A 23,539-nucleotide genomic window follows, 5' to 3' on the forward strand; every position below is an offset into this window, starting at 1 on the left:
CCATGAGTGAGCGTCCTGCGACGCCTGCCCGCTTCCTCGTCGTCCTCGACGCGGACTCCACCCTCCTCCAGGACGAGGTGATCGAGCTCCTCGCGGTGCACGCCGGCTCCGAGGAGCGCGTCGCCGCCGTCACGGAGCGGGCGATGCGCGGCGAGCTCGACTTCGGCGAGAGCCTCCGCGAGCGGGTCGCCACTCTCGCCGGGGTCCCGGAGTCGGTGCTCCCCGGTGTGAGCTCGGGCGTCCGCGTCACGCCCGGCGCCGCCGAGCTCGTGGCCGGCGTCCACTCCGCCGGCGGCCGCATCGGAGTGGTGTCCGGAGGGTTCCACGAGGTCCTCGACCCGGTCGCCGGTGCGCTCGGCCTCGACTTCGTCCGGGCCAACCGCCTCTGCTGCGGGGGCGGCCTGCTGACCGGAGCGGTCGACGGGGCGGTCATCGACGCCGCGGCCAAGGCGGAGGCGCTCCGCGAGTGGGCGGCGGTCTCGGGCGTCCCGCCGCAGCGCACGATCGCCGTCGGCGACGGTGCGAACGACCTGGAGATGATGGCGGTCGCCTCCCTCGCGGTCGCCTTCAACGCCAAGCCCCTGGTGCGCGAGCGCGCCGACCTCGTCGTCGGCGGCCTCGACCTGTCGCAGCTGCTGCCCGTCCTCGGCCTCCGCGGCTGAGGCCCGCCTCCCCCGCCCTCAGGGGCGTCAGCGGCCCGCGATCGCGACGAGTCCGGCGCAGCCGAGCGCCAGCGCCCAGCTGACGAGCGAGCCCACCAGGAAGTACTCCGCCTTCTCGCCGCTGCCGCCGTCGCGGGAGATCTCGGGGAAGCGCACGATCCCCTTGGCCGCGAGCACGGCACCGGCGAGGCCGATGGCTCCGGCGAGCGTGAGGCCGGCGATCAGCAGCCGCTCCAGCGGTCCGATCGTGCGCCCGCCCTGGAGGTCCGGCAGGCGGGCGTCGGCCGGCTCCCGACGCGCGAACCGCTCGCTCCAGCGTGGACGCGGCGCGGGCTCGGCCTGCGGGAGCTCGCGGAACAGCGCCGCCCGCACGATCACGTTGCCGCTCTCCAGCAGGAAGAGCCCGGCTCCGACCGCCAGAGCGAGCTGCTCGATCGGAGGGAGCGTGTTCGCGACGGTTGTCGGCGCGAGCGGCCCCGTCGGGACGCCAGCGGCGCGGTCGACAGCGGTCAGCACCAGGACCGCCGCGACGAGGGCGACGGCCGGACGCAGACCCCCGGGCGGCCGCGCGTTCTCGACGGTCGTGGTCGTCAGCAGCCAGGCTCCGGCCAGGACGACGACGATCGCCGCACCGAGCGGCGGGGCTCCGACGAGGAGCGCTGCGGTCACGGCTGCGGCGGCGAGCACGGGGATCGCGAGGAGGGCCCCACGGCGGCGGAGGTGCGTGCGCGCGAGGTCGCCGAGGCCGATCACGGCGAGCAGCAGCGCCGTCAGCACGTCTCCTCCAGCAGGCGCGCGCCGGCGAGGAGGGCGCCCGCTCCCGCGCGCCGCAGCGCCTGCGAGACGGCGGGCTGCGAGATCGACTCCTGCTCGCCCAGCTCCTTCTGCGACGCTCCGCGCAGGCTCCCCAGCACGAGTCGGCGATCGCGCGCGCTGAGCGCTCCGACCAGCGCGTCGCGGGAGAGGAGGTAGGCGTTGACGGCCGCCTCGCCGGAGTCCCCGTCGGCGTCCCCGGCGACGAACCATCCGCGGGCCGTGGGCACGGCACCGTCCTCGAGCGCGTGGGCGCGATCGATGGCCTCGCGCGCGCGCCACCAGCCGGACCCGTCCTCGAGGTCCCCGGCGATCCCCGACCCGACCACCCGCACCTCGCCCAGGCCGATGCCCGCGCGGCAGTCGACGCCGGCCGGGAGCGAGAGGCGCGCCTGCAGCGTCGCCCGGAGCGCGGCGTGGACGGAGGGGTAGATCGCCTGGAACTCGTCGCCGACCGTCGGGTGCAGGGGCTGGATCGCCGGGACCGCGGCCTCCACCTCGGCGAAGCCCCGCTCGATCTCGCGCTGAGCACCCGCGCGGTCGACGAGGGAGCGGGAGGTCACCAGGTCCAGGAGCACGGCGACGACATCGGAGGAGGTCATCGCATAAGCCTAGAGCTTATATCCGTCGGATATAAGCCCAGGGCTTATCGGTCAGTGGCCCATCCCGAGGCCGCCGTCGACCGGGATCACGGCACCCGAGATGTACGCCGCCTCGTCGCCGGCCAGCCAGCGCGTGACCTTCGCGACCTCGGCAGCGGTGCCGTAGCGGGCGAGCGGGATGCTCTTCCGGTACTCCGCCTGCTGCTCCGGCGAGAGCTCCGCGGTCATGTCGGTCTCGATGAAGCCGGGAGCGACGACGTTGGCGGTGATGTTGCGGGCGCCGAGCTCGCGGGTCAGCGAGCGGGCGAAGCCCACGAGGGCGGCCTTCGACGAGGAGTAGTTGATCTGGCCCGGCGACCCGTAGAGGCCGACCACGCTGGAGATGAGGACGACGCGGCCGAAGCGCTGCTTGAGCATCCCCTTCGATGCGCGCTTGACGACGCGGAACGCCCCGGTGAGGTTCGTGTCGACGACGGACGTGAAGTCCTCCTCCGTCATGCGCAGCAGCAGGGTGTCGCGGGTGATGCCCGCGTTCGCCACCAGGATCTCGACCGGGCCCAGCTCGGCCTCGACCTGCGTGAACGCGGCGTCGATGGAGGCGGAGTCGGTCACGTCCGCGACGACGGTGAGGGAGCCCTCCGGGCCGGAGCCCGAGCGCGCGGTCACGGCGACCCGGTGACCGGCGGCCACGAACTCCTGGGCGATGGCGAAGCCGATCCCCCGGTTGCCCCCGGTGACGAGGACGGTGCGCGGCGTGGTCATGGTGTCCCTCCTGCCGGCGCTCGTGCGGCGCCGGGCGACCCGTACATCCTAGAGGCGCGTCGCGCAACAGATTCCGGGATGCAGCCCTCCCGGCCTGCACCCGCCCGCCGCGACGTAGGCTTGCAGGGCTGTGAAACCACGCGAGACACTCACCTCCCTACCGCCGTCGCCGAGCGCCGAGCGGCGCTCCCGCGCGATCAAGTACTCGATCGCCATGGGCATCAGGATGCTCTGCGTCATCTGCCTGCTCTTCGCCCACGGCTGGTGGCTGCTGTTCTTCGCCATCGGCGCCGTGGTTCTGCCCTACTTCGCCGTCGTGCTGGCCAACGTCGGCAGCGCGGGCGAGCGCGGCAACGTCGAGCGGCCGGGTGCGATCGTCCTCTCCCGGCCGGTCCCGCCGCCCCCCGCCCCCGACTCCGAGGCGCCGACCGGCCCCGAGGGCGGCGACCCGCGGGGAGACCGGCCGTGATCCCGCTCGGCCGGGTCCCCGACGCGCACGCCTGCTCCCGAGCGGGCTGCCCGCGGACGGCGACGTTCGCGATCGAGTGGCGGAACCCGAGGATCCACGCGGAGGACCGTCGGAAGACCTGGCTGGCCTGCGGCGAGCACCGGGAGTTCCTGCGCGAGTTCCTTCTCGCCCGCGACTTCCCGCTCGAGGTGAAGCCGCTCTACACGGTCGATCGCGGAGCGGAACGATGAGCGGCGACGCGCCCCGTCCCTCCTGGCGCTTCGTCTTCTCGCGACGCTGGTTCGGCTACCTCGCTCTCGCGATCGTCTTCGCCGTCGCCTGCGTGCTGCTCTCGCGCTGGCAGGTCGCGCGGCTCGACCAGGCCGCCTCGACCAACCGGCTGGTCACCGCGAACTGGACCGCCGACCCGGTGGCGCTCGACGGGCTGCTCCCCGCCGACTCCACGTGGGACGACGCGCTCGAGTACCGCCCGGTCGAGGTCACCGGCGTCTACGAGACGGAGGGGCAGACCCTCGTCCGCAACCGGCCCTACAACGGCAACCCCGGCTTCGAGATCCTGACGCCGTTGCGGCTCGACGACGGCAGCGTGTTCGTCGTCGACCGCGGCTGGGTCCCCGTCGGCTCGACCCAGGACTCCCCCGACGCGATCCCCGCGCCGCCCGAGGGGGAGGTGACCGTCGTCGCCCGCCTGAAGCCCGCGGAGGGACGGATCGACGGACGCTCCGCACCGGCCGGCCAGATCGCCACGATCCAGCTCGACGACCTGTCGACGCAGCTGGACGAGCCCCTGCGGACCTCGGCGTACGGCCTGCTGGTCGCCGAGGCGCCGGCGCCGGTCGACGCTCCCCCGCTGGCCGCGATCAAGCCGGTCGCCGACGAGGGCCTGCACATCAGCTACGCCATCCAGTGGGTGCTGTTCGCCGTCATGGGCTTCAGCGGGCTCGGCTGGGCGATCCGCCACGAGTACCGCATCCGCAACGCCGACGACCCCGAGGTCGTCGCGGCCGAGGAGCGGCGCGAGGAGCGCCGCCGACGCCGCGGCCGCAGCGACTCCGAGGTCGAGGACGAGCTGCTCGACGCCCGCTAGGCGAGCGTGATCAGGTCGAGGTAGTCGGCCGCCCAGTGGTCCTCGGTGCCCTCCGGCATGATCAGGACGCGCTCGGGGTTCAGCGCCTCGACGGCTCCCTCGTCGTGGCTGACCAGGACGACCGCGCCCTCGTAGTGCGCGAGCGCGTCGAGGATCTCCTCGCGGCTCGCGGGGTCGAGGTTGTTGGTGGGCTCGTCGAGCAGGAGCACGTTCGCGCCCGAGACCACGATCATCGCCAGGGCGAGACGGGTCTTCTCCCCGCCGGAGAGGACCCCGGCCGGCTTGTGCGAGTCGTCCCCGGTGAACAGGAACGAGCCCAGGACCCGGCGCGCCTCGGTCTCGGTGAGGTTCGGGCTGGAGGAGACCATGTTCTCGAGCACCGAGCGCTTGACGTCGATCGTCTCGTGCTCCTGCGCGTAGTAGCCGATCCGGAGGCCGTGCCCGGCCTCGATCACTCCGGTGTCGGGCTGGTCCACGCCGCCCAGGATGCGCAGGAGCGTCGTCTTGCCCGCTCCGTTGAGCCCCAGGATGACGACCTTGGAGCCGCGGTCGATCGCGAGGTCGACGGCGGTGAAGATCTCGAGCGAGCCGTAGCTCTTCGACAGGTTCTGAGCCTGCAGAGGGGTGCGACCGCAGGCGGACGGGGTCGGGAACCGGAGCTTCGCGACGCGGTCGACCGCGCGGACCTCCTCGAGCCCGCTGAGCATGCGCTCGGCACGCGCGACCATCTGGTGCGCCGCTGCGGCCTTCGAGGCCTTCGCGCCGAACTTCGCGGCCTGCAGCTGGAGGGCGCCGGCCTTCTTCTCGACGTTGACCCGCTCCTTCTTGCGGCGCTCCTCGTCGGCGGCGCGCTGGCGCTGGTAGTTCTTCCAGTTCATGTTGTAGACGTCGATGACCTGGCGATTGGCGTCGAGGTAGAAGACGCGGTTCACGGTCTCGCCGACCAGCTCGATGTCGTGGCTGATCACGATGAAGCCGCCGCGGTAGTTCTTGAGGAACTCGCGGAGCCAGACGACGGAGTCGGCGTCGAGGTGGTTCGTCGGCTCGTCGAGGATCAGCGTGCTCGCGTCGGAGAAGAGGATGCGCGCGAGCTCGATGCGGCGCCGCTGGCCACCGGAGAGCGTCTTGAGCGGCTGGTCGAGGATCCGGTCGGGGAGGTTGAGGTTGCTCGCGATCGACGCGGCCTCCGCCTCAGCCGCGTATCCGCCGAGGGAGAGGAAGCGGTCCGTGAGGTTGCCGTACTTCTTCATGCCGGCCTCGCTCACGGAGGTGTCGCTGCTCGACATCGCGACCGTCGCCTCCTGCATGCCGAGCACCAGCTGCCCCAGCCCGCGGGCGTCGAGGATGCGGGTGCGCGCGAGCTCCTCCGGGTCGCCGGAGCGCGGGTCCTGAGGGAGGTAGCCGATCTCGCCGCCGCGGTCGACCGTGCCCTTCGAGGCGATGAGGTCGCCCGCGAGGACCTTGGTCAGCGTCGTCTTCCCCGCCCCGTTGCGGCCGACGAGGCCGACCTTGTCGCCGTCGCCCACCCGGAAGGAGACGTTCTCCATCAGGAGTCGGGCGCCGACTCGGAGTTCGAGGTCGTGCACGCTGAGCACAGTGCTGTCCGTTCCCGCCAAGAAATGGCGTTCGGTTCGGGAGGAGTGGGGCAAGGGGCCGCGATGCGGCAGCCCCCTAGTATATTTCCTGAGCCGCGGGGCGGATCCACGTCCGCTCACCGCGGACGCGCTCGCTCCTCGCTCTCGGGCGACCAGGACTCTCGGAGATCACCCATGTCCCCTTCCTCTTCCGCCCTCCCGCGCCCGGTCCTCGCCGACCGGCTCGTCACCCGCTCCGTCGCGACCGACGCCCTGCTGGTGCTCGCGGGTGCGGGTCTCACCGCGGCGATGGCGCAGCTGTTCATCCCGATGTGGCCGGTCCCCTTCACGGGCCAGACCTTCGCGGTCCTTCTGGTCGGCACGACGCTCGGCGCACTCCGCGGCGCGCTGTCCATGCTCGTGTACGCGCTCGTCGGCGCTCTCGGCGCCCCGGTCTTCACCGAGGGCTCGCACGGCTGGGCGGTCCTCGCGGGTCCCACCGGCGGCTACATCGTCGGCTTCGTCCTCGCGTCGATCGTCACCGGATGGCTCGCTCAGCGGCAGTGGGACCGTCGCGTCGTCGGCACGCTGGTGACCTTCCTCGCCGGCACCGCCACCATCTACCTCGTCGGCCTGCCCTGGCTGGCCGCCGCCCTCGCCTCGCTGGGGCTGCCCGCCGACCTCGGCTCCGTCCTCTCCGCGGGACTCGTGCCCTTCCTGGTCGGCGACGCGCTCAAGGCGCTGGTCGCCGCCGCGCTGCTCCCCACCACCTGGGCGATGCTCTCGCGCCGCTCGCGCTGAGCGGTCGCACGGACGCCGAAGGGCCGGGAGGACGATTCCTCCCGGCCCTTCGGCGTTCAGCAGAGGTCGAGCCGCCCGGTCCTCCTGCTCGACCTCGGTGGGCACCTCCACCGACTCGACCGGCAGGGGCGACGACAGCCCTCGACGCCGGAGCCGGCCCGCCCCGCCGTTCCGACTCCGCGACGGACTGCGACAGGCTGGAGACGACAGGAACGCCGAAGGGCCGGGAGGACGACTCCTCCCGGCCCTTCGGCGTCGGCGTGCAGCGGCTAGATCGAGAAGCCGAGTGCGCGCATCATGTCGCGCCCGTCCTCGGTGATCCGGTCGGGACCCCACGGCGGCATCCAGACCCAGTTGATCCGGAACGCCTCGACGATGCCGTCGAGCGACTCGGCGGTCTGCTCCTCGAGCACGTCGGTCAGCGGGCAGCCCGCCGAGGTGAGGGTCATGTGGATGACGAGGGCGTCGTTCTCGTCGTCCCAGCCCAGGTCGTAGATGAGTCCCAGGTCGACCACGTTGACCCCGAGCTCGGGGTCCATGACGTCCTTGAGGGCCTCCTCGACCTGGTCGAAGAGCTTCGGCTCGAGAGTGGTGACCGCCATGATCAGACCGTCGCCGAGGTCAGGAAGCGGTCGTAGCCCTCGTCCTCGAGCCGGGTGGCGAGCTCCTTGCCGCCCTGCTCGGCGACGCGGCCGGCGACGAAGACGTGGACGAAGTCGGGCTGGATGTAGCGGAGGATCCTCGTGTAGTGCGTGATCAGCAGCACGCCGAGACCGGTGCTCTGGTGGGCGCGGTTGACACCCTCCGACACGATCTTGAGCGCGTCGACGTCGAGGCCGGAGTCGGTCTCGTCGAGGACGGCGAACTGCGGGGCGAGCAGCTCGAGCTGGAGGATCTCGTTGCGCTTCTTCTCGCCGCCCGAGAAGCCCTCGTTGACGTTGCGCGCCGCGAAGGACGAGTCCATGCGGAGGTTCGCCATCGCCGACTTGACGTCCTTCGTCCACGTGCGGATGGCGGGCGCCTCGCCGGCGATCGCGGTCTTGGCGGTGCGGAGGAAGTTGGTGTTGGTCACACCGGGGATCTCGACCGGGTACTGCATGGCGAGGAAGAGGCCCGCGCGGGCGCGCTCGTCGACGGACATGTCGAGGACCTCGACGCCGTCGAGGGTGATCGAGCCGCCGTCGACGTGGTACTTGGGGTGTCCCGCGATCGTGTACGCGAGGGTGGACTTGCCGGACCCGTTGGGGCCCATGATCGCGTGGATCTCACCCTGGTTGATGGTGAGATCGACACCGCGGAGGATCTGCTTGGTCCCCTGCTCGGTCTCGACACTGACGTGGAGATCGCTGATCTGGAGAACGGACATTCAGACTTCCTTCGTGACGGTCGGGTCGATGTAGACGTCGCCGTCGATGATCTCGACGACGAACACGGGGACCGGCTCGTAGGCCGGGAGGTTCAGGGGGGTGCCGGTGCGGAGGGAGAACTGGGAGCCGTGCGCCCAGCACTCGAGGCTGTCGCCCTCGACGAAGCCCTCGGAGAGCGAGATCTCGCCGTGCGTGCACGTGTCGCCGATGGCGTGGATCTCGCCGGCGGAGTCCTGCACGACCGCGATCGCGACTCCGTCGACCTCGACCCGCATGGCCTGGTTGGGGATCAGCTCGGAGACCGAGCAGATCATCGCGGCGTTGCTCATGCGGTGACCGCCGCTCCGCGGGAGGAGCCGGTCTGGCCGGCGCTGCCGGCGAGCTCCGCCTCGATCGCGAGCTGCAGGCGGTCCTCGAGCTCGGCGACCTTGATCTGCTGCACGATCTCGCTGAGGAACCCGCGCACGACCAGGCGTCGCGCCTCGTCCTCGCGGATCCCGCGGGACTGCAGGTAGAAGAGCTGCTCGTCGTCGAAGCGGCCGGTCGCCGAGGCGTGCCCCGCTCCGGCGATGTCACCGGTCTCGATCTCGAGGTTCGGAATGGAGTCGGCGCGCGTGCCGTCCGAGAGGACGAGGTTGCGGTTCTGCTCGTAGCTGTCGGTGCCGGTGGCGCTGTTGCGGATCAGGACGTCGCCGATCCAGACGGTGCGCGCGCCCTCGCCCTGCAGCGCGCCCTTGTAGGTCACGCGGCTGCGGGTGTCGGGGGCGTCGTGGTCGACGTACACCTGCTGCTCGAGGTGCTGGCCGCCGTCGGCGAAGTACAGGCCGAAGAGCTCGCCGTCCGCTCCGCGCTCGACGAGGTGCGCCGAGGGGTTCACCCGGACGATGGAGCCGCCGAGGGTGACCACGATGTGCTTCACCTTCGCGTCGCGTCCGACCCGCACGAAGTGGTTGGCCAGGTGCCGGGCGTCATCCGCCCACTCCTGCACGGTGACGACGGTGAGCTGCGCGCCCTCGCCGACGAGGATCTCCACGTTCTCCGCGAGGGAGGCCTCCCCCTCGTTCTGCAGCACGACGACGGCGCGGGCGTAGGGCGCCGCCTCGATGATCGTGTGCGCGGCGCGGGGTGCGGAGCCGAGGCCCGAGCGGACGAGGGTGGCGACCTTCTCGTCCTCGCCCGTCACGCGGACGGCGAGGGCCCTCTCGAAGCTCGACCAGGCGTTCGCGGCGGCGCGGTCCTCGGGGAGGCCGGCGGTGCCGATCCGCTGGTCGTCGCGGCCGACCCACGAGACGTCCACACCGTCCACCGCCGCGTGCTCGAGGGGGGCGGGCGAGCCGTCGAGCGCGCCGTCGATCAGATCGCCGAGGCGGGCGACGGGCGTCAGCTTCCAGGCGATCTCGCGGCCGGTGACGGCCTCGAAGGCCTCGACGTCGGCCGACGCGAAGCGCTCGGAGCGCGTCTGCACGGGCGTGAACGCCCCGTCGGAGTGGGCGCTGATGCCCAGGCGCTCAGCGGCGGCCGCGCCGTCGATCTCGGGGGTCGCGGCGCTCGTGGGGACCGTCATCTGGCGGTGGTTCCTTTCGATGGGTGCGGGGCGCCCCGTCCGGGCGCCCCTTCGAGGGGGGAGGCGGGCGTCAACCGACGCTGCCCTCCATCCCCATCTCGATGAGCTTGTTCAGCTCGAGGGCGTACTCCATGGGCAGCTCGCGCGCGATCGGCTCGATGAAGCCGCGGACGATCATGGCCATCGCCTCGTCCTCCGGCAGGCCGCGCGACATCAGGTAGAAGAGCTGCTCCTCGCTGACCTTCGACACCGTCGCCTCGTGGCCGAGCTGCACGTCGTCGACACGGATGTCGATCGCCGGGTAGGTGTCGGAGCGCGAGATGGTGTCGACCAGGAGGGCGTCGCAGCGCACGGTGTTCGCCGAGTGGTGCGCGTTCGCGTCCACCCGGACCTCGCCTCGGTATCCGGCGCGACCGCCGCCGCGGGCGATCGACTTCGAGACGATCGACGACTGCGTGTACGGCGCCATGTGGACCATCTTCGCGCCGGCGTCCTGGTGCTGGCCGGGGCCCGCGAACGCGACGGAGAGGGTCTCGCCCTTGGCGTGCTCGCCGACCAGGAAGATCGACGGGTACTTCATCGTGACCTTGGAGCCGATGTTGCCGTCGATCCACTCCATCGTCGCGCCCTCGTGCGCGATCGCGCGCTTGGTGACGAGGTTGTAGACGTTGTTCGACCAGTTCTGGATCGTCGTGTAGCGCACGCGGGCGTTCTTCTTCACGATGATCTCGACCACGGCCGAGTGCAGCGAGTCCGACTTGTAGATCGGAGCCGTGCAGCCCTCGATGTAGTGGACGTAGCTGTCCTCGTCCGCGATGATCAGGGTCCGCTCGAACTGGCCCATGTTCTCGGTGTTGATCCGGAAGTAGGCCTGCAGCGGGATGTCCACGTGGACGCCCTTGGGGACGTACACGAAGGAGCCGCCGGACCAGACCGCGGTGTTCAGCGCCGCGAACTTGTTGTCGCCCGCGGGGATGACGGTGCCGAAGTACTCCTCGAAGATCTCGGGGTGCTCGCGCAGCGCCGTGTCGGTGTCCATGAAGATGACGCCCTGCTCCTCCAGGTCCTCGCGGATCTGGTGGTAGACGACCTCGGACTCGTACTGGGCCGCGACGCCGCCGACGAGGCGCTGGCGCTCCGCCTCCGGGATGCCGAGCTTCTCGTACGTGTTCTTGATGTCGTCCGGAAGGTCGTCCCAGGTCTGCGCCTGCTTCTCGGTGGAGCGGACGAAGTACTTGATGTTGTCGAAGTCGATGTCCGACAGGTCGGCGCCCCACGTCGGCATGGGCTTGCGCTCGAAGAGCTTCAGGGCCTTCATGCGGCGGTCGCGCATCCAGGCGGGCTCGTTCTTGAGCGCGGAGATGTCGGAGACGACCTCGGGCGAGATGCCGCGTCGCGCGGAGGCTCCGGCGGAGTCCGAGTCGGACCAGCCGAACTCGTAGACGCCCAGGCTCTCGAGCTCGGGGCGGTCGATCAGGATGTCTGACATGTGTACCTCGTTTCCTACCCACTGCTAACCGGTCGGGTCCCGGAGTCATTCCCCCGGGGGTGGCCCGCGGGTGCTCTCCGGCCGGTCGCGCGATCGATCTGATGCGCGGAGCGGATGATGTGCGTCCCTGGATTCCGGAGGTGTGCGTCGGCGCTCCATCGGGCCGTGTGCGGATCACGTGCGCAGGGTGCGTCGAACCGTGACCAGCTTCTCATTCTACCGGCGTCCGCCGTTCAGCGGAACCTCCGCACCTGGGTGTCGGCCGGGCACCGGTGACGTGCCTCCAGACGCGCATGGCCATACCGGTGTCGGTGGTCCGTGATTCGGTTCCGCCATGACGAACGACGCATCGACCCCGATCCCCGCACGACTCGTGACCGCACTGGTGGGCGCCGGCCTGCCGACCGGACCCGCACGGGCGTTCGGCCCTCTCGCCCGCGCGATCGCGGCCGACCTCCCGCTGCGGGCGCTCCCCCGCGTGCTCCTGCGCCTCCGGCGGCACCTGCTCTCCGCCGAGCCGGAGCCCGCGGTCAGGCGGCGGGCTGGAGCTCCTGGGCGGCGTCCCGGCGCTGGGCGCGCACGGTGAACAGCCTCGGGTTGACGTCGAGCAGCACGCGGACCGCGCCGACCCAGATGAGCGCCGAGCCGAGCAGGTGCACCGCGACGAGCGTCTCGGGCAGCGCGGTGAGCGACTGCGCGACCCCGACCAGCGCCTGCAGCACGACGACCACGAGGAAGGCGACCACGCGCCGCCGGGCGAGCTCCGAGCCCGCCGCCCGCGACAGGCGCAGGAGCAGCGCGGCGCCCACGACGAGCACCGCCGTGCCGAGCACGCCGTGGACGACGGTCACGCTCTCCCAGTGGAACTGCATGCGGGGCACCTCCGCGGAGTCGCCGGCGTGCGGGCCGGTCCCCGTCACGAGGGTCCCCACGAGGATCACGAGGAGCGTCAGGCCGACGAGCCCGATGCTGAGCGCCCGCGTCGGGCGGTCCGGCTCGAAGGCCACGGACTGCGAGCGGTGGGCGCGGTGCCACGTCAGTGCGGTGGTGGTGAGGAGGGCGATGGCGAGAACGAAGTGCCCGGCCACGATGTACGGGTTGAGGCCCGAGTGGACGGTCGCGCCGCCCGCGAGGGCGTTCGCGACGACGAGCCAGAACTGCGACCAAGCGAGCCGGGTCATGGTGCGGTCGCGCGGCTTCTGCAGGCGCGCGGCCGTGATCGCCCAGCCCACCGCGACCACGAGGACGCCGGTGAACGCGCGGTTCGTGAACTCGATGAAGCCGTGGATCCCGAGCTCGGGGGTCGAGGTGAGCGAGCCCGGCTCGCACGCCGGCCAGGTGGGGCAGCCGAGGCCAGAGCCGGTCAGCCGGACGACGCCCCCGAAGAAGATGATCAGGATGCTCGCGACGAGCGCCGCGGTGGTCCCCCAGCGCAGTGCGCGCGGACCCAGAATCACCCGCTCGGCGAGCAAGGAGAACGGCGTCACCATCAGAAGGGGAGCAGCGGGTCGATGCCGACGGCGAGGAAGAGCAGGGTGAGGTATCCGATGGACCCGTGGAACACCCGCATCGGCGAGACGTGCTCGTGACGGATCGCGAGGCTGTAGAGGCGGTGCGTCTCGGCGATGAACCAGACTCCGCTGCCGAGCGCGACCACCGTGTAGAGCACCCCCATTCCGGCGACGGGGATCAGCAGGAGCGAGCAGGCGACGGTGGCCCAGGCGTAGAGGATGACCTGGAGCCCGACGATCGTGCGCCCGCGCACGACGGCCAGCATCGGCACGCCGGCGGCCTGGTAGTCGTCCCGGTACTTCATCGACAACGGCCAGTAGTGCGGCGGCGTCCAGAGGAAGATGACGGAGAAGAGGATGACGGGGGCCCAGTCGAGCGAGCCGGTGACCGCCGCCCAGCCGATCAGCACCGGCATGCAGCCCGCGATGCCGCCCCACACGATGTTCTGCGGCGTCCGGCGCTTGAGGAAGAGCGTGTAGAACACGACGTAGATCAGGATCGCGGCGAGCGAGAGGCCCGCGGAGAGCCAGTTGGCCGTGAGGCCGAGCCAGACGATCGACAGGACGCCGATCGTGGTCGCGAAGACGAGCGCGGCCCGGTCCGAGATCTCCCCGGTCACGAGCGGCCGGTTCTTCGTCCGGTTCATGATCCGGTCGATGTCGCGGTCGAAGTAGCAGTTGAACGCGCCCGCCGACCCGGCGCTCAGCGCGCCGCCGATCAGGACGTTGAGGACCAGCAGCAGGTTCGGGATCCCGCCCTGCGCCAGGATCATCGTCGGAGCGGTCACCACGAGGAGCAGCTCGATCACGCGCGGCTTCGTCAGAGCGACGAAGGCCTTCACCTTGCGCGAGAGGGTCGTCGGCGACGCCCCGTCCCGCTCGACGGCGGTGGTCTCCACGACTGCGTCCATTGCTCCTCTAACGATTCGATGATCCCGAACGAGTGTAATGCGCCCGTCCGGGAGCCGGGCCCGGCGTGCACGCTTGTCCAATCGGACGCAGACATATGCGACCACGCAACCCCCGGTCAGCGGCGCACCCCCCTCCGTATACTCGGGACTGCTCGCCAGAGCGCCCGGCACGCACCCGAGCCCGCCCGACGATCGTCGGCACGGGGCCGAGAGGGTCGTCGCCGGAGCATCGTGTCGAAGTCGTCATGCGGCGTGCTCCACCATGCGAGAGGGCGGACGGTCCCCGTCTGCCCCACGTCTCGAGAAGGGTCAGTACCAAGTGTCAGAACTGCAATGGGAATCCATTGACGAGAAGGCAGTCGACACGGCGAGGGTTCTCGCCGCGGATGCGGTCGAGAAGGTCGGCAACGGCCATCCCGGAACCGCCATGAGCCTCGCGCCCGCCGCCTACCTCCTGTTCCAGAAGGTCATGCGCCGCGATCCGTCCGATGCGACCTGGATCGGCCGCGACCGGTTCATCCTGTCGGTCGGCCACTCCTCGCTGACGCAGTACGTCCAGTTCTACCTGGGCGGCTACGGACTCGAGCTCGACGACCTCAAGGCGCTGCGCACCTGGGGCTCGAAGACCCCGGGCCACCCGGAGTACGGCCACACCGACGGCGTCGAGATCACCACCGGACCGCTCGGCCAGGGCCTCGCCTCCGCCGTGGGCTTCGCCTACGCCTCGCGCTTCGAGCGCGACCTGTTCGACCCGGAGGCCGCCGCGGGCACCTCCCCGTTCGACCACTTCGTCTACGTGATCGCCGGCGACGGCGACCTGCAGGAGGGCGTCACCAGCGAGGCCTCCTCCCTGGCCGGCCACCAGAAGCTCGGCAACCTGGTCGTCATCTACGACTCCAACCAGATCTCGATCGAGGACGACACCAACATCGCCTTCACCGAGGACGTCAAGGCGCGCTACGAGGCCTACGACTGGCAGGTCCAGGTCGTCGACTGGAAGAAGACCGGCGAGTACCACGAGGACGTCGCCGAGCTGCACGCCGCGATCGAGGCTGCGAAGGGCGAGACCGACAAGCCGTCGCTCATCATCCTGCGCACCATCATCGGCTGGCCGTCGCCGAAGAAGCAGAACACCGGCAAGATCCACGGCTCCGCCCTGGGCGCCGACGAGCTCCGCGGACTCAAGGAGGTGCTCGGCTTCGACCCCGAGAAGACCTTCGACGTCGCCGACGAGGTCATCGAGCACACCCGCAAGGCCGTCGAGCGCGGTCAGGCCCAGCACGCCGAGTGGGACGAGCAGCTCGCCGCCTGGGCGTCCGCGAACCCCGAGAAGAAGGAGCTGCTCGACCGGGTCCTCTCGGGCGAGCTGCCCGAGGGCGTCCAGGAGGCGCTCCCCGTCTTCGAGCCCGGCAAGGAGGTCTCGACCCGCGCCGCGTCCGGCAAGGTCATCAACGCCCTCGCCGGCGTGATCCCCGAGCTGTGGGGCGGCTCCGCCGACCTCGCCGAGTCGAACAACACGACGATCGAGGGAGCCGGCTCCTTCGTCCCGACGGAGTTCTCGACCCACGAGTGGACCGGGAAGAAGGGCGGCCGCGTGCTGCACTTCGGCATCCGCGAGCACGCCATGGGCGCGATCCTCAACGGGATCGTCCTGCACGGCAACACCCGTCCCTTCGGCGGCACCTTCCTGATCTTCTCCGACTACATGCGCCCGGCGGTCCGTCTCGCCGCGCTCATGAAGGCGCCGGCCATCTACGTCTGGACCCACGACTCCGTGGCGCTCGGCGAGGACGGCCCGACGCACCAGCCGGTCGAGCAGCTGTCGACCCTCCGCGCGATCCCGGGCCTGGACATCGTTCGCCCCGGTGACGCGAACGAGGTCGCCTATGCCTGGAAGACCATCCTCGAGCGCCGCGAGGGCCCCGCCGGCCTCGCGCTCACCCGTCAGAACATCCCGGTGTTCGAGCGCGGCGAGGGCGACGCGGAGGGCGAGACCTTCGCCTCCGCCGCGAACGTCGCCCGTGGTGCCTACATCCTGGCCGAGGCGCCGGGCGGCACCCCGGACGTGATCTTCATCGCGACCGGCTCCGAGGTCCAGATCGCCGTCGAGGCGCGCGAGGCCCTGAGGAGCGAGGGCGTCAACGCCCGCGTCGTCTCGGCTCCGTCCCTCGAGTGGTTCGAGGAGCAGGACGCCGAGTACCGCGAGAAGGTCCTGCCCTCCTCGGTGAAGGCGCGCGTCTCGATCGAGGCCGGCCTGAGCCTGGGCTGGCAGAAGTACGTCGGCGACGCCGGCCGCTCCGTCTCGATCGAGCACTTCGGCGCATCGGCCGACTACAAGACCCTGTTCCGCGAGTTCGGGATCACCACCGAGGCGGCACTGTCCGCCGCCAAGGAGTCGCTCGCAGCCTCCTGACCCGAAGGCCGCGTCCACCACGGACGCGGCCTTCGCCGTCGGAGCAGCGGCTCCCCCTCACACCACGCACCACCTACGCAGAAGAAGAAGAGACATGACCGAGAACACCCCCACCGCAGAGCTCTCCGCCGCCGGCGTCAGCATCTGGCTCGACGACCTCTCCCGCTCGCGCATCTCCACCGGAGGGCTGCAGAAGCTCATCGAGGAGAAGAACGTCGTCGGAGTCACCACGAACCCCACGATCTTCGCCGCGGCCCTGACCAACGGCGAGTCCTACGACGCCCAGGTGCGCGAGCTCGCCTCCGCCGGCACCTCGGTGACCGACGCCGTCTTCGAGATCACCACCGACGACGTCGCCGCGGCGTCCGACATCTTCCGCCCGATCTACGACGCGACCAACGGCTACGACGGCCGCGTGTCGATCGAGGTCGAGCCCGGCCTGGCGCACGACGCCCAGGGCACCATCGAGCAGGCCAAGGCCCTCTGGGCCAAGGTCGACCGCCCCAACGCGATGATCAAGATCCCCGCGACCGTCGAGGGCCTCGAGGCCATCACGGAGGTCATCGGCTCCGGCATCTCGGTGAACGTCACCCTGATCTTCTCGCTCGCCCGCTACCGCGCCGTCATCAACGCGTACCTGGCCGGCCTCGAGAAGGCCAAGGACGCCGGCATCGACCTGTCGACCATCCACTCCGTCGCCTCGTTCTTCGTCTCGCGCGTCGACACCGAGATCGACAAGCGCCTCGAGGCCGTCGGCACCGACGAGGCCCGCGCCCTCAAGAGCAAGTCCGGCGTCGCCAACGCGCAGCTGGCCTACGAGGTCTTCGTCGAGGCGTTCGCCACCGAGCGCGCCCTGCTGCTCCAGGAGTCCGGCGCCAACCGCCAGCGCCCCCTCTGGGCCTCGACCGGCGTCAAGTCGACCGACCTCCCCGACACCCTCTACGTGACCGAGCTCGTCGCGGCCGGCGTGGTCAACACGATGCCCGAGAAGACCCTCGAGGCGACCTTCGACCACGGCGTCATCACCGGCGATACCGTCACCGGCTCGTACGCCGACGCGAACGCCGTCCTCGACGCCGTCGCGGCGCAGGGCGTCTCGTACGCCGACGTCACCGAGCTGCTCGAGAAGGAGGGCGTGGAGAAGTTCATCGTCTCCTGGAACGAGCTGCTCGACACCGTCACCGCGGCGCTCGAGGGCGCGAAGGCGCAGGCCTGATCATGGCCATCCAGATCCACGTCAGCGGAGACGCCGAGAAGGCCGTCGACCGCGTCGTCCCGGAGCTCGTCGCCGACGAGGTCGCGTCCGGCATCACCGCCCAGGTCCCCACCCTGTGGGGCGCCGCGGCGGAGGAGGAGGCGGCCAAGCGCCTCGGGTGGACCGAGTCGACCACCGTCTCCCGCCCCCTGATCCCCCAGATCCTCGCCCTGCGCGAGGAGTTCCAGGCCAAGGGCGTCGACCACATCGTCCTCGGCGGCATGGGCGGCTCCTCGCTCGCGCCCGAGGTCATCACCCGCACCGCCGGCGTCGAGCTCACCGTGCTCGACTCGACGGCGCCCGGCCAGGTGCTCGCGGCCCTGAACGACCGGCTCGCGTCGACCGCGGTCGTCATCTCCTCGAAGTCCGGCTCGACCGTCGAGACCGCGAGCCAGAAGAAGGCCTACGAGAAGGCGTTCACGGAGGCGGGCATCGATCCGCTCGACCGCATCGTCATCGTGACCGACCCGGGCTCGCCCCTGGACACCTCCTCCCGCGAGGCCGGCTACCGCGTGTTCAACGCCGACCCGAACATCGGCGGGCGCTTCTCGGCGCTCTCCGCGTTCGGCCTCGTGCCGTCCGGGCTCGCCGGCGCCGACATCGAGGCCCTCCTCGACGAGGCGGCCGAGGCCTCCCTCGGGCTCGCCGTGGACTCCCCCGAGAACCCGGGCCTGATCCTCGGAGCGGCGATCGCCGCGACCAGCCCGCGCCGCGACAAGCTCGCGATCGTGGCCGACGGGACCGACATCGTCGGCTTCGCCGACTGGGCGGAGCAGCTCATCGCCGAGTCCACCGGCAAGGACGGCACGGGCATCCTCCCCGTCGTCCTCGGCACGCTGGCCCCCGAGCTCTCGGAGGACCTGCCCGACGTGCAGGTCGTCCGCCTGGTCGAGGACGCCACGGCGCTGCACCTGTTCCCGCGCGACCGCCACGAGGGCGAGATCCTCCTCTCCGGCTCGCTCGGCGCTCAGATGCTGACGTGGGAGTACGCCGTCGCCGTCGCGGGTCGCCTCCTGGGCATCAACCCGTTCGACCAGCCCGACGTCGAGTCGGCGAAGGTCGCGACCCGGGCCCTGCTCGAGAAGCGCCCCGAGCCCGAGGCGCCCGCGTTCACCGACGCGGGCATCGAGGTCACCGGCAGCAGCAGCGTCACCGAGGGCGTCTCGACCGTCGCCGCTGCTGTCGACCGCCTCCTCGCTCAGTTGGGCGACGGCGGCTACGTCTCGATCCAGGCGTACGTCGACCGCCTCGCGCTCCCGCAGCTCGAGGGCGTGCGCGACCTCCTCGCCGCTCAGGCCCAGCGCCCCGTCACCTTCGGGTGGGGCCCGCGCTTCCTGCACTCGACCGGGCAGTACCACAAGGGCGGCGCGCCGACCGGCGTGTTCCTCCAGATCACCGAGCGCTCCGACGTGGACCTCGAGATCCCGGACAGCCCGTTCACCTTCGGCCAGCTCATCCTGGCGCAGGCCGCCGGCGACGCGAGCGTGCTCGCCGAGCACGGCCGGCCGGTGCTGACCCTCACGCTGACCGACCCCGAGGCCGACCTCGAGGCGCTCTTCGAGGCCCTCAACACCTGATCCGACGGGCACGCCGCCGTTGCGCTCTCGAGCGCGCGGCGGCGTGCCCGCGGTCGTCCCGCGACCACTTCCCGGGGCAGCAGCCGGGCCCGCCCGCTCCTCCCCCTCCCTCACCGATAGCAGTGCGCCGGTCCCACCGGCACACAGAAGGACACTGCACATGTCTGTGGACATCACCCCCGAGTTCAACCCGCTGAGGTTGAGCTTCGACCGCCGGTTGAACCGGATCGCCGGGCCCAGCGGCCTCGTCATCTTCGGCGTGACCGGCGACCTCTCCCGCAAGAAGCTCATGCCCGCGGTCTACGATCTCGCCAACCGCGGCCTCCTGCCTCCCGGCTTCGCCCTCGTCGGATTCGCCCGGCGCGACTGGGACGACCAGGACTTCGAGCAGGTCGTCCACGACTCCGTGAAGAAGCACGCCCGCACCGAGTTCCACGAGGAGGTCTGGGCGCAGCTCGCGCAGGGCATCCGGTTCGTGCAGGGCGAGTTCGACGACCCCGAGGCGTTCGCCCGCCTGAAGACGACCGTCGACGACCTCGACCGCGAGCGCGGCACGAACGGCAACTTCGCCTTCTACCTCTCGATCCCCCCGAAGTCCTTCCCGCAGGTCACCGAGCAGCTGCGCAGCTCCGGCCTCGCCGAGCAGAAGGACGGCCAGTGGCGCCGCGTCGTCATCGAGAAGCCGTTCGGCAGCGACCTGAAGACGGCCCGCGAGCTGAACGACGTCGTCGAGTCGGTCTTCCCGCCCGACTCCGTCTTCCGGATCGACCACTACCTCGGCAAGGAGACGGTCCAGAACATCCTGGCCCTCCGCTTCGCCAACATGATGTACGAGCCGCTCTGGAACTCGAACTACGTCGACCACGTGCAGATCACCATGGCCGAGGACATCGGCGTGGGCGGGCGCGCGGGCTACTACGACGGCATCGGAGCGGCGCGCGACGTCATCCAGAACCACCTGCTGCAGCTGCTCGCCCTGACCGCCATGGAGGAGCCGATCTCGTTCGACGCGGCCGACCTCCGTGCGGAGAAGGAGAAGGTCCTCGCGGCCGTCCGCCTCCCCGCCGACCTCTCCACCGCGACCGCCCGCGGGCAGTACGCCGGCGGCTGGCAGGGCGGCGAGAAGGTGCTCGGCTTCCTCGAGGAGGACGGCATGAGCCCCACCTCGACCACCGAGACCTACGCCGCCATGCGCCTGGACATCGGCACTCGACGCTGGGCCGGCGTGCCGTTCTACCTGCGGGCCGGCAAGCGCCTCGGCCGCCGCGTCACCGAGATCGCGGTCGTGTTCAAGCGGGCACCGCAGCAACTCTTCGCCGAGAGCCAGACCACGTCGCTGGGCCAGAACGCGCTCGTCATCCGCGTCCAGCCCGACGAGGGCGTCACCATGCGATTCGGCTCGAAGGTGCCCGGCGCCGGCATGCAGGTGCGCGACGTGACGATGGACTTCGGCTACGGCCACGCGTTCACCGAGGCGAGTCCCGAGGCCTACGAGCGCCTCATCCTCGACGTCCTCCTGGGCGAGCCGCCGCTCTTCCCCCGGCACGAGGAGGTCGAGCTGTCCTGGAAGATCCTCGACCCGATCGAGGAGTTCTGGGCCACGCAGGGCCAGCCCGAGCAGTACCGCCCCGGAACATGGGGCCCCGATTCCGCCGACGAGCTCCTCGCCCGCGACGGCCGCACCTGGAGGCGTCCATGATCGTCGATCTGCCCGACACCACGACGAGCGAGGTCTCGAAGACCCTCGTCAAGATCCGCGAGGAGGGCGGCGCCGTCGCCCTCGGCCGCGTCCTCACCCTCATCATCGCGACCTCCCGGGGTCACGAGGAGGAGGCCATCGAAGCCGCGAACGACGCGTCCCGCGAGCACCCGATGCGCGTCATCGTGGTCTCGAAGGACGACGGCACCACCACGGTCCCGGTCGACGCGACGGCGCGGGTCGACGCGCAGATCCGGGTCGGAGGCGACGCCGGCGCGAGCGAGGTCGTCGTGCTCCGTCCCTACGGGGACGCGGCCGAGGACGAGGAGAGCCTGGTCACGGGCCTGCTCCTCCCCGACGCCCCCGTCGTGGCCTGGTGGCCGAACAGCGCTCCGGACAACGCCTCCGCGTCCCCGATCGGCCGGATCGCCACCCGGCGGATCACCGACGCGTCGGCCCAGTCGAACCCGGCGGAGGCGCTGCACCACCTCGCCTCCACCTACGCCCCCGGCGACACCGACTTCGCCTGGACCCGCCTCACCCTCTGGCGCGCGCAGCTCGCCGCCGTGCTCGACCAGCCGCCCTACGAGCCGATCACGGCCGTCGAGGTCTCGGGCGCGGCCGACTCGCCCTCGACGATCCTGCTCGCCGCCTGGCTGCAGCTCGAGCTCGACATCCCCGTCGACCATGAGCTCACGATCAGCGCCACCGGGTCCAGCGGGATCCACGGCGTGCGGCTCATCCGCGACTCCGGAGTGATCGAGCTCGAGCGCTCGGTGCCCAACGTCGCGACGCTCACTCAGCCCGATCAGCCGGTCCACGACATCTCGCTCCCCCGCCGCAGCCTCCGGGACTGCCTGGCGGAGGAGCTGCGCCGACTCGACCCGGATGACCTGTACGGTGAAGTGATCTCGCGCGGGGTCGACATGCTCACTGAGAAGGCCGAGGCCCGCAGCGCCTCCTGAGGTGTGGGCGCCCGTCCAGGGCGCCCACACCTCAGAGCTTCCCGACACGGAGCCGAACCCCGCCGATCGGCACCCGAACCCGAAGGAGTCCCCTGAGATGACCACCGAACGCCGCGTGCTGGTCCACCGCGACAAGCAGACCCTCGCCGGCTCGGTCGCCGCCCGGTTCCTCACCAAGACGATCGACGTCCTCGACGACCTGGGTTCGGCGAACGTCGTGCTCACCGGAGGGACGATGGGAGCCGCCACGCTCAAGGAGATCGGCTCCTCCTCCGCCGCCGGCAACGTGGACTGGTCGCGCGTGCACTTCTGGTGGGGCGACGAGCGCTGGGTGCCCCGCGGCCACGAGGACCGCAACGACGTCCAGGCCGGGGACCTCTTCAGCGTCCTCGATGTGCCGGCGGCGAACGTGCACTCCTACCCGGCCTCGGACGAGGGCCTGGACCTCGACGGCGCCGCCGCTGCCTACGACGCGGAGCTGCGCGAGCACGCCTCCGAGGGGCGCGACTACCCGCGCTTCGACATCACCTTCCTCGGCGTCGGGCCGGACGGGCACATCGCGTCGCTGTTCCCCGAGCGCTCCGCGATCCGCTCCACGACGCCCGGCGTCCTCGCTGTCCGCAACTCGCCGAAGCCGCCGCCCGAGCGCCTCACCCTCACGCTGCCGCTGATCAACCAGTCGGACCGCATCTGGATGGTGCTCGCCGGCGCCGACAAGGCCTCGGCCCTGGGCCTCGCGCTCGCGGGTGCCAGCACGAACGAGGTGCCCGCGTCGGGCGCGTTCGGCCGCAAGCGCACGGTGTTCTTCGTCGACCAGGAGGCAGCGGCCGAGGTCCCCGAGTCGCTCATCGCTCCGAGCTACTGAGCACGGTCCGGAAACGACGGAAGGCCCGTCCCCCGAGGGGGCGGGCCTTCCGTCGTTCGTCGTCCGGTGAGGATCAGGACGGGGTCGCGGTGCCTCGTCGGGCGCGCAGCTGCTGCAGCGCCTCCTCGAGGAGCTGAGCCGCCTCGGCCTCGGTGCGGCGCTCCTTCACGTAGGCGAGGTGCGTCTTGTAGGGCTCGGTCTTCGCGACCTGCGGCGGGTTCGCCCGGTCGCGGCCAGCGGGGAGACCGGACTGCGGCGAGTCGATCACCTCGGGGATCTCGTCCTCGGGGAGGGCCGCCGAGAAGTGGCGCACCGTCTCGTTGCCGAGAGCGTCCCAGTAGGAGACCGCGACGCGCTCCGCGTGGAAGCCCCGGTCCTGCTCGCCCATAGGTCCTGCGCCGACGCGCGAACCGCGGATTGCACTGCCGCCTGATGCCATTGCGAGTACCCCTATGCTCCTGTGGTGAACTTGGTGATGAGTCCGAGCACCACGATGCAGGCCAGCCAGACGACGCCCAGGATCACGGTGATGCGGTTCAGGTTGCGCTCGGCGACGCCCGACGCGCCGAGGTTGGAGGTGACTCCGCCCCCGAACATGTCGGACAGTCCGCCGCCGCGCCCCTTGTGGAGCAGGATCAGCATGGTGAGCAGGAGGCTCGTGATGCCCAGGATGACCTGGAGCACGACCTGGAGGATGTCCACGCGGTACCTTTCGAAGTTCTGGCGCGTTGCGCGCCCCGACGAGTATAACGGCGCCTGCGAATCCGCGAGGAATGCGTCGTCCCGTGTTCGGGGCGATGTATACGAGTGTCCGTCGAGGGGCGGAGCGGGTGGCCTCGTCGCGGTGCCCTCGACAACCTCTTCAGTCGCCGGACCGCGAGCCTGTGATCCACGTACCAGCGGACCGATCGAGCCGAACGCGCCACGCTCTCGGAGGGCACCCCGCGAGGAGCTGACGGCACCGGACCGGCCAACGCGTGATGCCGGTGTGGGATCTCCGAGGCGAACCGGCGATCCGCGTCCGAGCGGATCGACGTAGCCGGACGCATCCCGCTCCCGGAACCGCGCCCCGTCGCGAAGCCGACCGCGCCACGCCGCGCAGGGAGCGGCGTGGACGACGAGAGGGCGGGCCCGATGGGCCCGCCCTCTCGTC

Annotated in this window: 24 protein-coding genes; 11 read left to right on the top strand and 13 right to left on the bottom strand. The window is 71.0% G+C overall.

The features are described 5' to 3' along the window. The first annotated feature begins 2 nt into the window (after positions 1-2). Positions 3-662: a phosphoserine phosphatase SerB gene (gene serB / locus C5B98_RS04930; RefSeq protein ID WP_104221958.1), complete on the top strand. Its 660-nt coding sequence runs from the start codon at positions 3-5 to the stop codon at positions 660-662. 27 nt (positions 663-689) lie between these two features. Here serB and C5B98_RS04935 read toward each other — a convergent pair whose 3' ends face one another. Genes C5B98_RS04935 through C5B98_RS04945 form a run of 3 tightly spaced genes read right to left on the bottom strand, consistent with a single transcriptional unit; the run spans position 690 to position 2,839 of the window. Beyond that, complete coding sequence (locus tag C5B98_RS04935) at positions 690-1,439, bottom strand: hypothetical protein (protein ID WP_104221956.1); 750 nt, start codon at positions 1,437-1,439, stop codon at positions 690-692. Beyond that, positions 1,433-2,077: a SatD family protein gene (locus C5B98_RS04940; protein ID WP_104221954.1), complete on the bottom strand. Its 645-nt coding sequence runs from the start codon at positions 2,075-2,077 to the stop codon at positions 1,433-1,435. The genes C5B98_RS04935 and C5B98_RS04940 overlap by 7 nt, the downstream gene beginning before the upstream one ends. A gap of 51 nt (positions 2,078-2,128) precedes the next feature. After that, a complete protein-coding gene (locus C5B98_RS04945; protein ID WP_104221952.1) occupies positions 2,129-2,839 on the bottom strand; it encodes a beta-ketoacyl-ACP reductase in 711 nt (236 codons plus the stop codon). 130 nt (positions 2,840-2,969) lie between these two features. Between C5B98_RS04945 and C5B98_RS04950 the strand changes: the two genes are divergently transcribed. From C5B98_RS04950 to C5B98_RS04960, 3 genes are read left to right on the top strand one after another with little or no spacing between them, the layout of a single operon-like run. Then, entirely contained in the window at positions 2,970-3,308 is a 339-nt protein-coding gene (locus C5B98_RS04950) for a DUF3099 domain-containing protein (RefSeq protein ID WP_104221949.1), read from the top strand. Further along, the gene (locus C5B98_RS04955; RefSeq protein WP_104221947.1) at positions 3,305-3,538 is read left to right on the top strand and encodes a hypothetical protein; all 234 of its coding nucleotides are present in this window, start codon (positions 3,305-3,307) and stop codon (positions 3,536-3,538) included. The genes C5B98_RS04950 and C5B98_RS04955 overlap by 4 nt, the downstream gene beginning before the upstream one ends. Next, positions 3,535-4,395, top strand: a complete 861-nt coding sequence (locus C5B98_RS04960; RefSeq protein ID WP_104221945.1) for an SURF1 family protein — start codon at positions 3,535-3,537, stop codon at positions 4,393-4,395. Before C5B98_RS04955 ends, C5B98_RS04960 begins: the two co-directional genes overlap by 4 nt. Here the strand turns inward: C5B98_RS04960 and C5B98_RS04965 are convergent. After that, positions 4,392-5,990, bottom strand: coding sequence for an ABC-F family ATP-binding cassette domain-containing protein (locus tag C5B98_RS04965; protein ID WP_104221943.1), 1,599 nt, complete (start codon positions 5,988-5,990; stop codon positions 4,392-4,394). The genes C5B98_RS04960 and C5B98_RS04965 overlap by 4 nt on opposite strands. A gap of 174 nt (positions 5,991-6,164) precedes the next feature. Between C5B98_RS04965 and C5B98_RS04970 the strand changes: the two genes are divergently transcribed. Then, entirely contained in the window at positions 6,165-6,770 is a 606-nt protein-coding gene (locus C5B98_RS04970) for a biotin transporter BioY (protein ID WP_104221941.1), read from the top strand. 269 nt (positions 6,771-7,039) lie between these two features. On the opposite strand, the gene C5B98_RS04975 is transcribed toward C5B98_RS04970, so the two are convergent. From C5B98_RS04975 to C5B98_RS05005, 7 genes are all read right to left on the bottom strand, one after another. Then, positions 7,040-7,372 carry a metal-sulfur cluster assembly factor gene (locus C5B98_RS04975; RefSeq protein WP_104221939.1) on the bottom strand — a complete coding sequence of 111 codons (333 nt, stop codon included), beginning with the start codon at positions 7,370-7,372 and terminating at the stop codon, positions 7,040-7,042. A 2-nt stretch (positions 7,373-7,374) separates the two neighbouring features. Continuing rightward, complete coding sequence (sufC, locus tag C5B98_RS04980; RefSeq protein WP_104221937.1) at positions 7,375-8,136, bottom strand: Fe-S cluster assembly ATPase SufC; 762 nt, start codon at positions 8,134-8,136, stop codon at positions 7,375-7,377. Continuing rightward, a complete protein-coding gene (locus tag C5B98_RS04985) occupies positions 8,137-8,466 on the bottom strand; it encodes a non-heme iron oxygenase ferredoxin subunit (RefSeq protein WP_077222834.1) in 330 nt (109 codons plus the stop codon). It abuts the gene before it with no gap. After that, the gene (gene sufD / locus C5B98_RS04990) at positions 8,463-9,701 is read right to left on the bottom strand and encodes a Fe-S cluster assembly protein SufD (protein ID WP_104221935.1); all 1,239 of its coding nucleotides are present in this window, start codon (positions 9,699-9,701) and stop codon (positions 8,463-8,465) included. The genes C5B98_RS04985 and sufD overlap by 4 nt, the downstream gene beginning before the upstream one ends. A gap of 70 nt (positions 9,702-9,771) precedes the next feature. Then, positions 9,772-11,190: a Fe-S cluster assembly protein SufB gene (gene sufB, locus C5B98_RS04995; RefSeq protein ID WP_104221933.1), complete on the bottom strand. Its 1,419-nt coding sequence runs from the start codon at positions 11,188-11,190 to the stop codon at positions 9,772-9,774. 530 nt (positions 11,191-11,720) lie between these two features. Further along, entirely contained in the window at positions 11,721-12,680 is a 960-nt protein-coding gene (locus C5B98_RS05000; RefSeq protein ID WP_104221931.1) for a heme A synthase, read from the bottom strand. Then, a complete protein-coding gene (locus C5B98_RS05005; RefSeq protein WP_104221928.1) occupies positions 12,680-13,612 on the bottom strand; it encodes a heme o synthase in 933 nt (310 codons plus the stop codon). Before C5B98_RS05005 ends, C5B98_RS05000 begins: the two co-directional genes overlap by 1 nt. 319 nt (positions 13,613-13,931) lie before the next feature. On the opposite strand from C5B98_RS05005, the gene tkt reads away from it, so the two are divergent. The 6 genes from tkt (at position 13,932) to pgl (ending at position 22,386) form a co-directional block, all read left to right on the top strand. Next, entirely contained in the window at positions 13,932-16,025 is a 2,094-nt protein-coding gene (tkt, locus tag C5B98_RS05010; RefSeq protein ID WP_104221926.1) for a transketolase, read from the top strand. A 94-nt stretch (positions 16,026-16,119) separates the two neighbouring features. Next, positions 16,120-17,241 (top strand): transaldolase, encoded by a 1,122-nt coding sequence (tal, locus tag C5B98_RS05015; protein ID WP_104221924.1) that lies wholly within the window; start codon positions 16,120-16,122, stop codon positions 17,239-17,241. A gap of 2 nt (positions 17,242-17,243) precedes the next feature. Continuing rightward, positions 17,244-18,857 (top strand): glucose-6-phosphate isomerase, encoded by a 1,614-nt coding sequence (locus C5B98_RS05020; RefSeq protein ID WP_104221922.1) that lies wholly within the window; start codon positions 17,244-17,246, stop codon positions 18,855-18,857. A 160-nt stretch (positions 18,858-19,017) separates the two neighbouring features. After that, entirely contained in the window at positions 19,018-20,556 is a 1,539-nt protein-coding gene (gene zwf / locus C5B98_RS05025; protein ID WP_104221920.1) for a glucose-6-phosphate dehydrogenase, read from the top strand. After that, positions 20,553-21,521 carry a glucose-6-phosphate dehydrogenase assembly protein OpcA gene (locus C5B98_RS05030; protein WP_104221919.1) on the top strand — a complete coding sequence of 323 codons (969 nt, stop codon included), beginning with the start codon at positions 20,553-20,555 and terminating at the stop codon, positions 21,519-21,521. Before zwf ends, C5B98_RS05030 begins: the two co-directional genes overlap by 4 nt. 97 nt (positions 21,522-21,618) lie before the next feature. Continuing rightward, positions 21,619-22,386, top strand: coding sequence for a 6-phosphogluconolactonase (gene pgl, locus C5B98_RS05035; RefSeq protein WP_104221917.1), 768 nt, complete (start codon positions 21,619-21,621; stop codon positions 22,384-22,386). Between the two features lie 73 nt (positions 22,387-22,459). On the opposite strand, the gene C5B98_RS05040 is transcribed toward pgl, so the two are convergent. Continuing rightward, positions 22,460-22,825 carry an RNA polymerase-binding protein RbpA gene (locus tag C5B98_RS05040; protein ID WP_055791968.1) on the bottom strand — a complete coding sequence of 122 codons (366 nt, stop codon included), beginning with the start codon at positions 22,823-22,825 and terminating at the stop codon, positions 22,460-22,462. An 11-nt stretch (positions 22,826-22,836) separates the two neighbouring features. Next, a complete protein-coding gene (secG, locus tag C5B98_RS05045; RefSeq protein WP_104221915.1) occupies positions 22,837-23,088 on the bottom strand; it encodes a preprotein translocase subunit SecG in 252 nt (83 codons plus the stop codon). Positions 23,089-23,539 lie beyond the last annotated feature (451 nt).

Source organism: Rathayibacter sp. AY1A5 (assembly GCF_002930875.1).
Classification (GTDB): domain Bacteria; phylum Actinomycetota; class Actinomycetes; order Actinomycetales; family Microbacteriaceae; genus Rathayibacter.

Excerpts from the sequence above, each read along its gene's own strand:
- C5B98_RS04975 (WP_104221939.1), bottom strand. The coding sequence starts at position 7,372 with ATGGCGGTCACCACTCTCGAGCCGAAGCTCTTCGACCAGGTCGAGGAG.
- sufC (WP_104221937.1), bottom strand. The coding sequence starts at position 8,136 with ATGTCCGTTCTCCAGATCAGCGATCTCCACGTCAGTGTCGAGACCGAG.
- C5B98_RS04940 (WP_104221954.1), bottom strand. The coding sequence starts at position 2,077 with ATGACCTCCTCCGATGTCGTCGCCGTGCTCCTGGACCTGGTGACCTCC.
- C5B98_RS05030 (WP_104221919.1), top strand. The coding sequence starts at position 20,553 with ATGATCGTCGATCTGCCCGACACCACGACGAGCGAGGTCTCGAAGACC.
- zwf (WP_104221920.1), top strand. The coding sequence starts at position 19,018 with ATGTCTGTGGACATCACCCCCGAGTTCAACCCGCTGAGGTTGAGCTTC.
- C5B98_RS04970 (WP_104221941.1), top strand. The coding sequence starts at position 6,165 with ATGTCCCCTTCCTCTTCCGCCCTCCCGCGCCCGGTCCTCGCCGACCGG.
- sufB (WP_104221933.1), bottom strand. The coding sequence starts at position 11,190 with ATGTCAGACATCCTGATCGACCGCCCCGAGCTCGAGAGCCTGGGCGTC.
- serB (WP_104221958.1), top strand. The coding sequence starts at position 3 with ATGAGTGAGCGTCCTGCGACGCCTGCCCGCTTCCTCGTCGTCCTCGAC.
- C5B98_RS04985 (WP_077222834.1), bottom strand. The coding sequence starts at position 8,466 with ATGAGCAACGCCGCGATGATCTGCTCGGTCTCCGAGCTGATCCCCAAC.
- C5B98_RS05000 (WP_104221931.1), bottom strand. The coding sequence starts at position 12,680 with ATGGTGACGCCGTTCTCCTTGCTCGCCGAGCGGGTGATTCTGGGTCCG.
- pgl (WP_104221917.1), top strand. The coding sequence starts at position 21,619 with ATGACCACCGAACGCCGCGTGCTGGTCCACCGCGACAAGCAGACCCTC.
- C5B98_RS05005 (WP_104221928.1), bottom strand. The coding sequence starts at position 13,612 with ATGGACGCAGTCGTGGAGACCACCGCCGTCGAGCGGGACGGGGCGTCG.
- C5B98_RS04960 (WP_104221945.1), top strand. The coding sequence starts at position 3,535 with ATGAGCGGCGACGCGCCCCGTCCCTCCTGGCGCTTCGTCTTCTCGCGA.
- C5B98_RS05020 (WP_104221922.1), top strand. The coding sequence starts at position 17,244 with ATGGCCATCCAGATCCACGTCAGCGGAGACGCCGAGAAGGCCGTCGAC.
- sufD (WP_104221935.1), bottom strand. The coding sequence starts at position 9,701 with ATGACGGTCCCCACGAGCGCCGCGACCCCCGAGATCGACGGCGCGGCC.
- C5B98_RS05040 (WP_055791968.1), bottom strand. The coding sequence starts at position 22,825 with ATGGCATCAGGCGGCAGTGCAATCCGCGGTTCGCGCGTCGGCGCAGGA.
- C5B98_RS04945 (WP_104221952.1), bottom strand. The coding sequence starts at position 2,839 with ATGACCACGCCGCGCACCGTCCTCGTCACCGGGGGCAACCGGGGGATC.
- tal (WP_104221924.1), top strand. The coding sequence starts at position 16,120 with ATGACCGAGAACACCCCCACCGCAGAGCTCTCCGCCGCCGGCGTCAGC.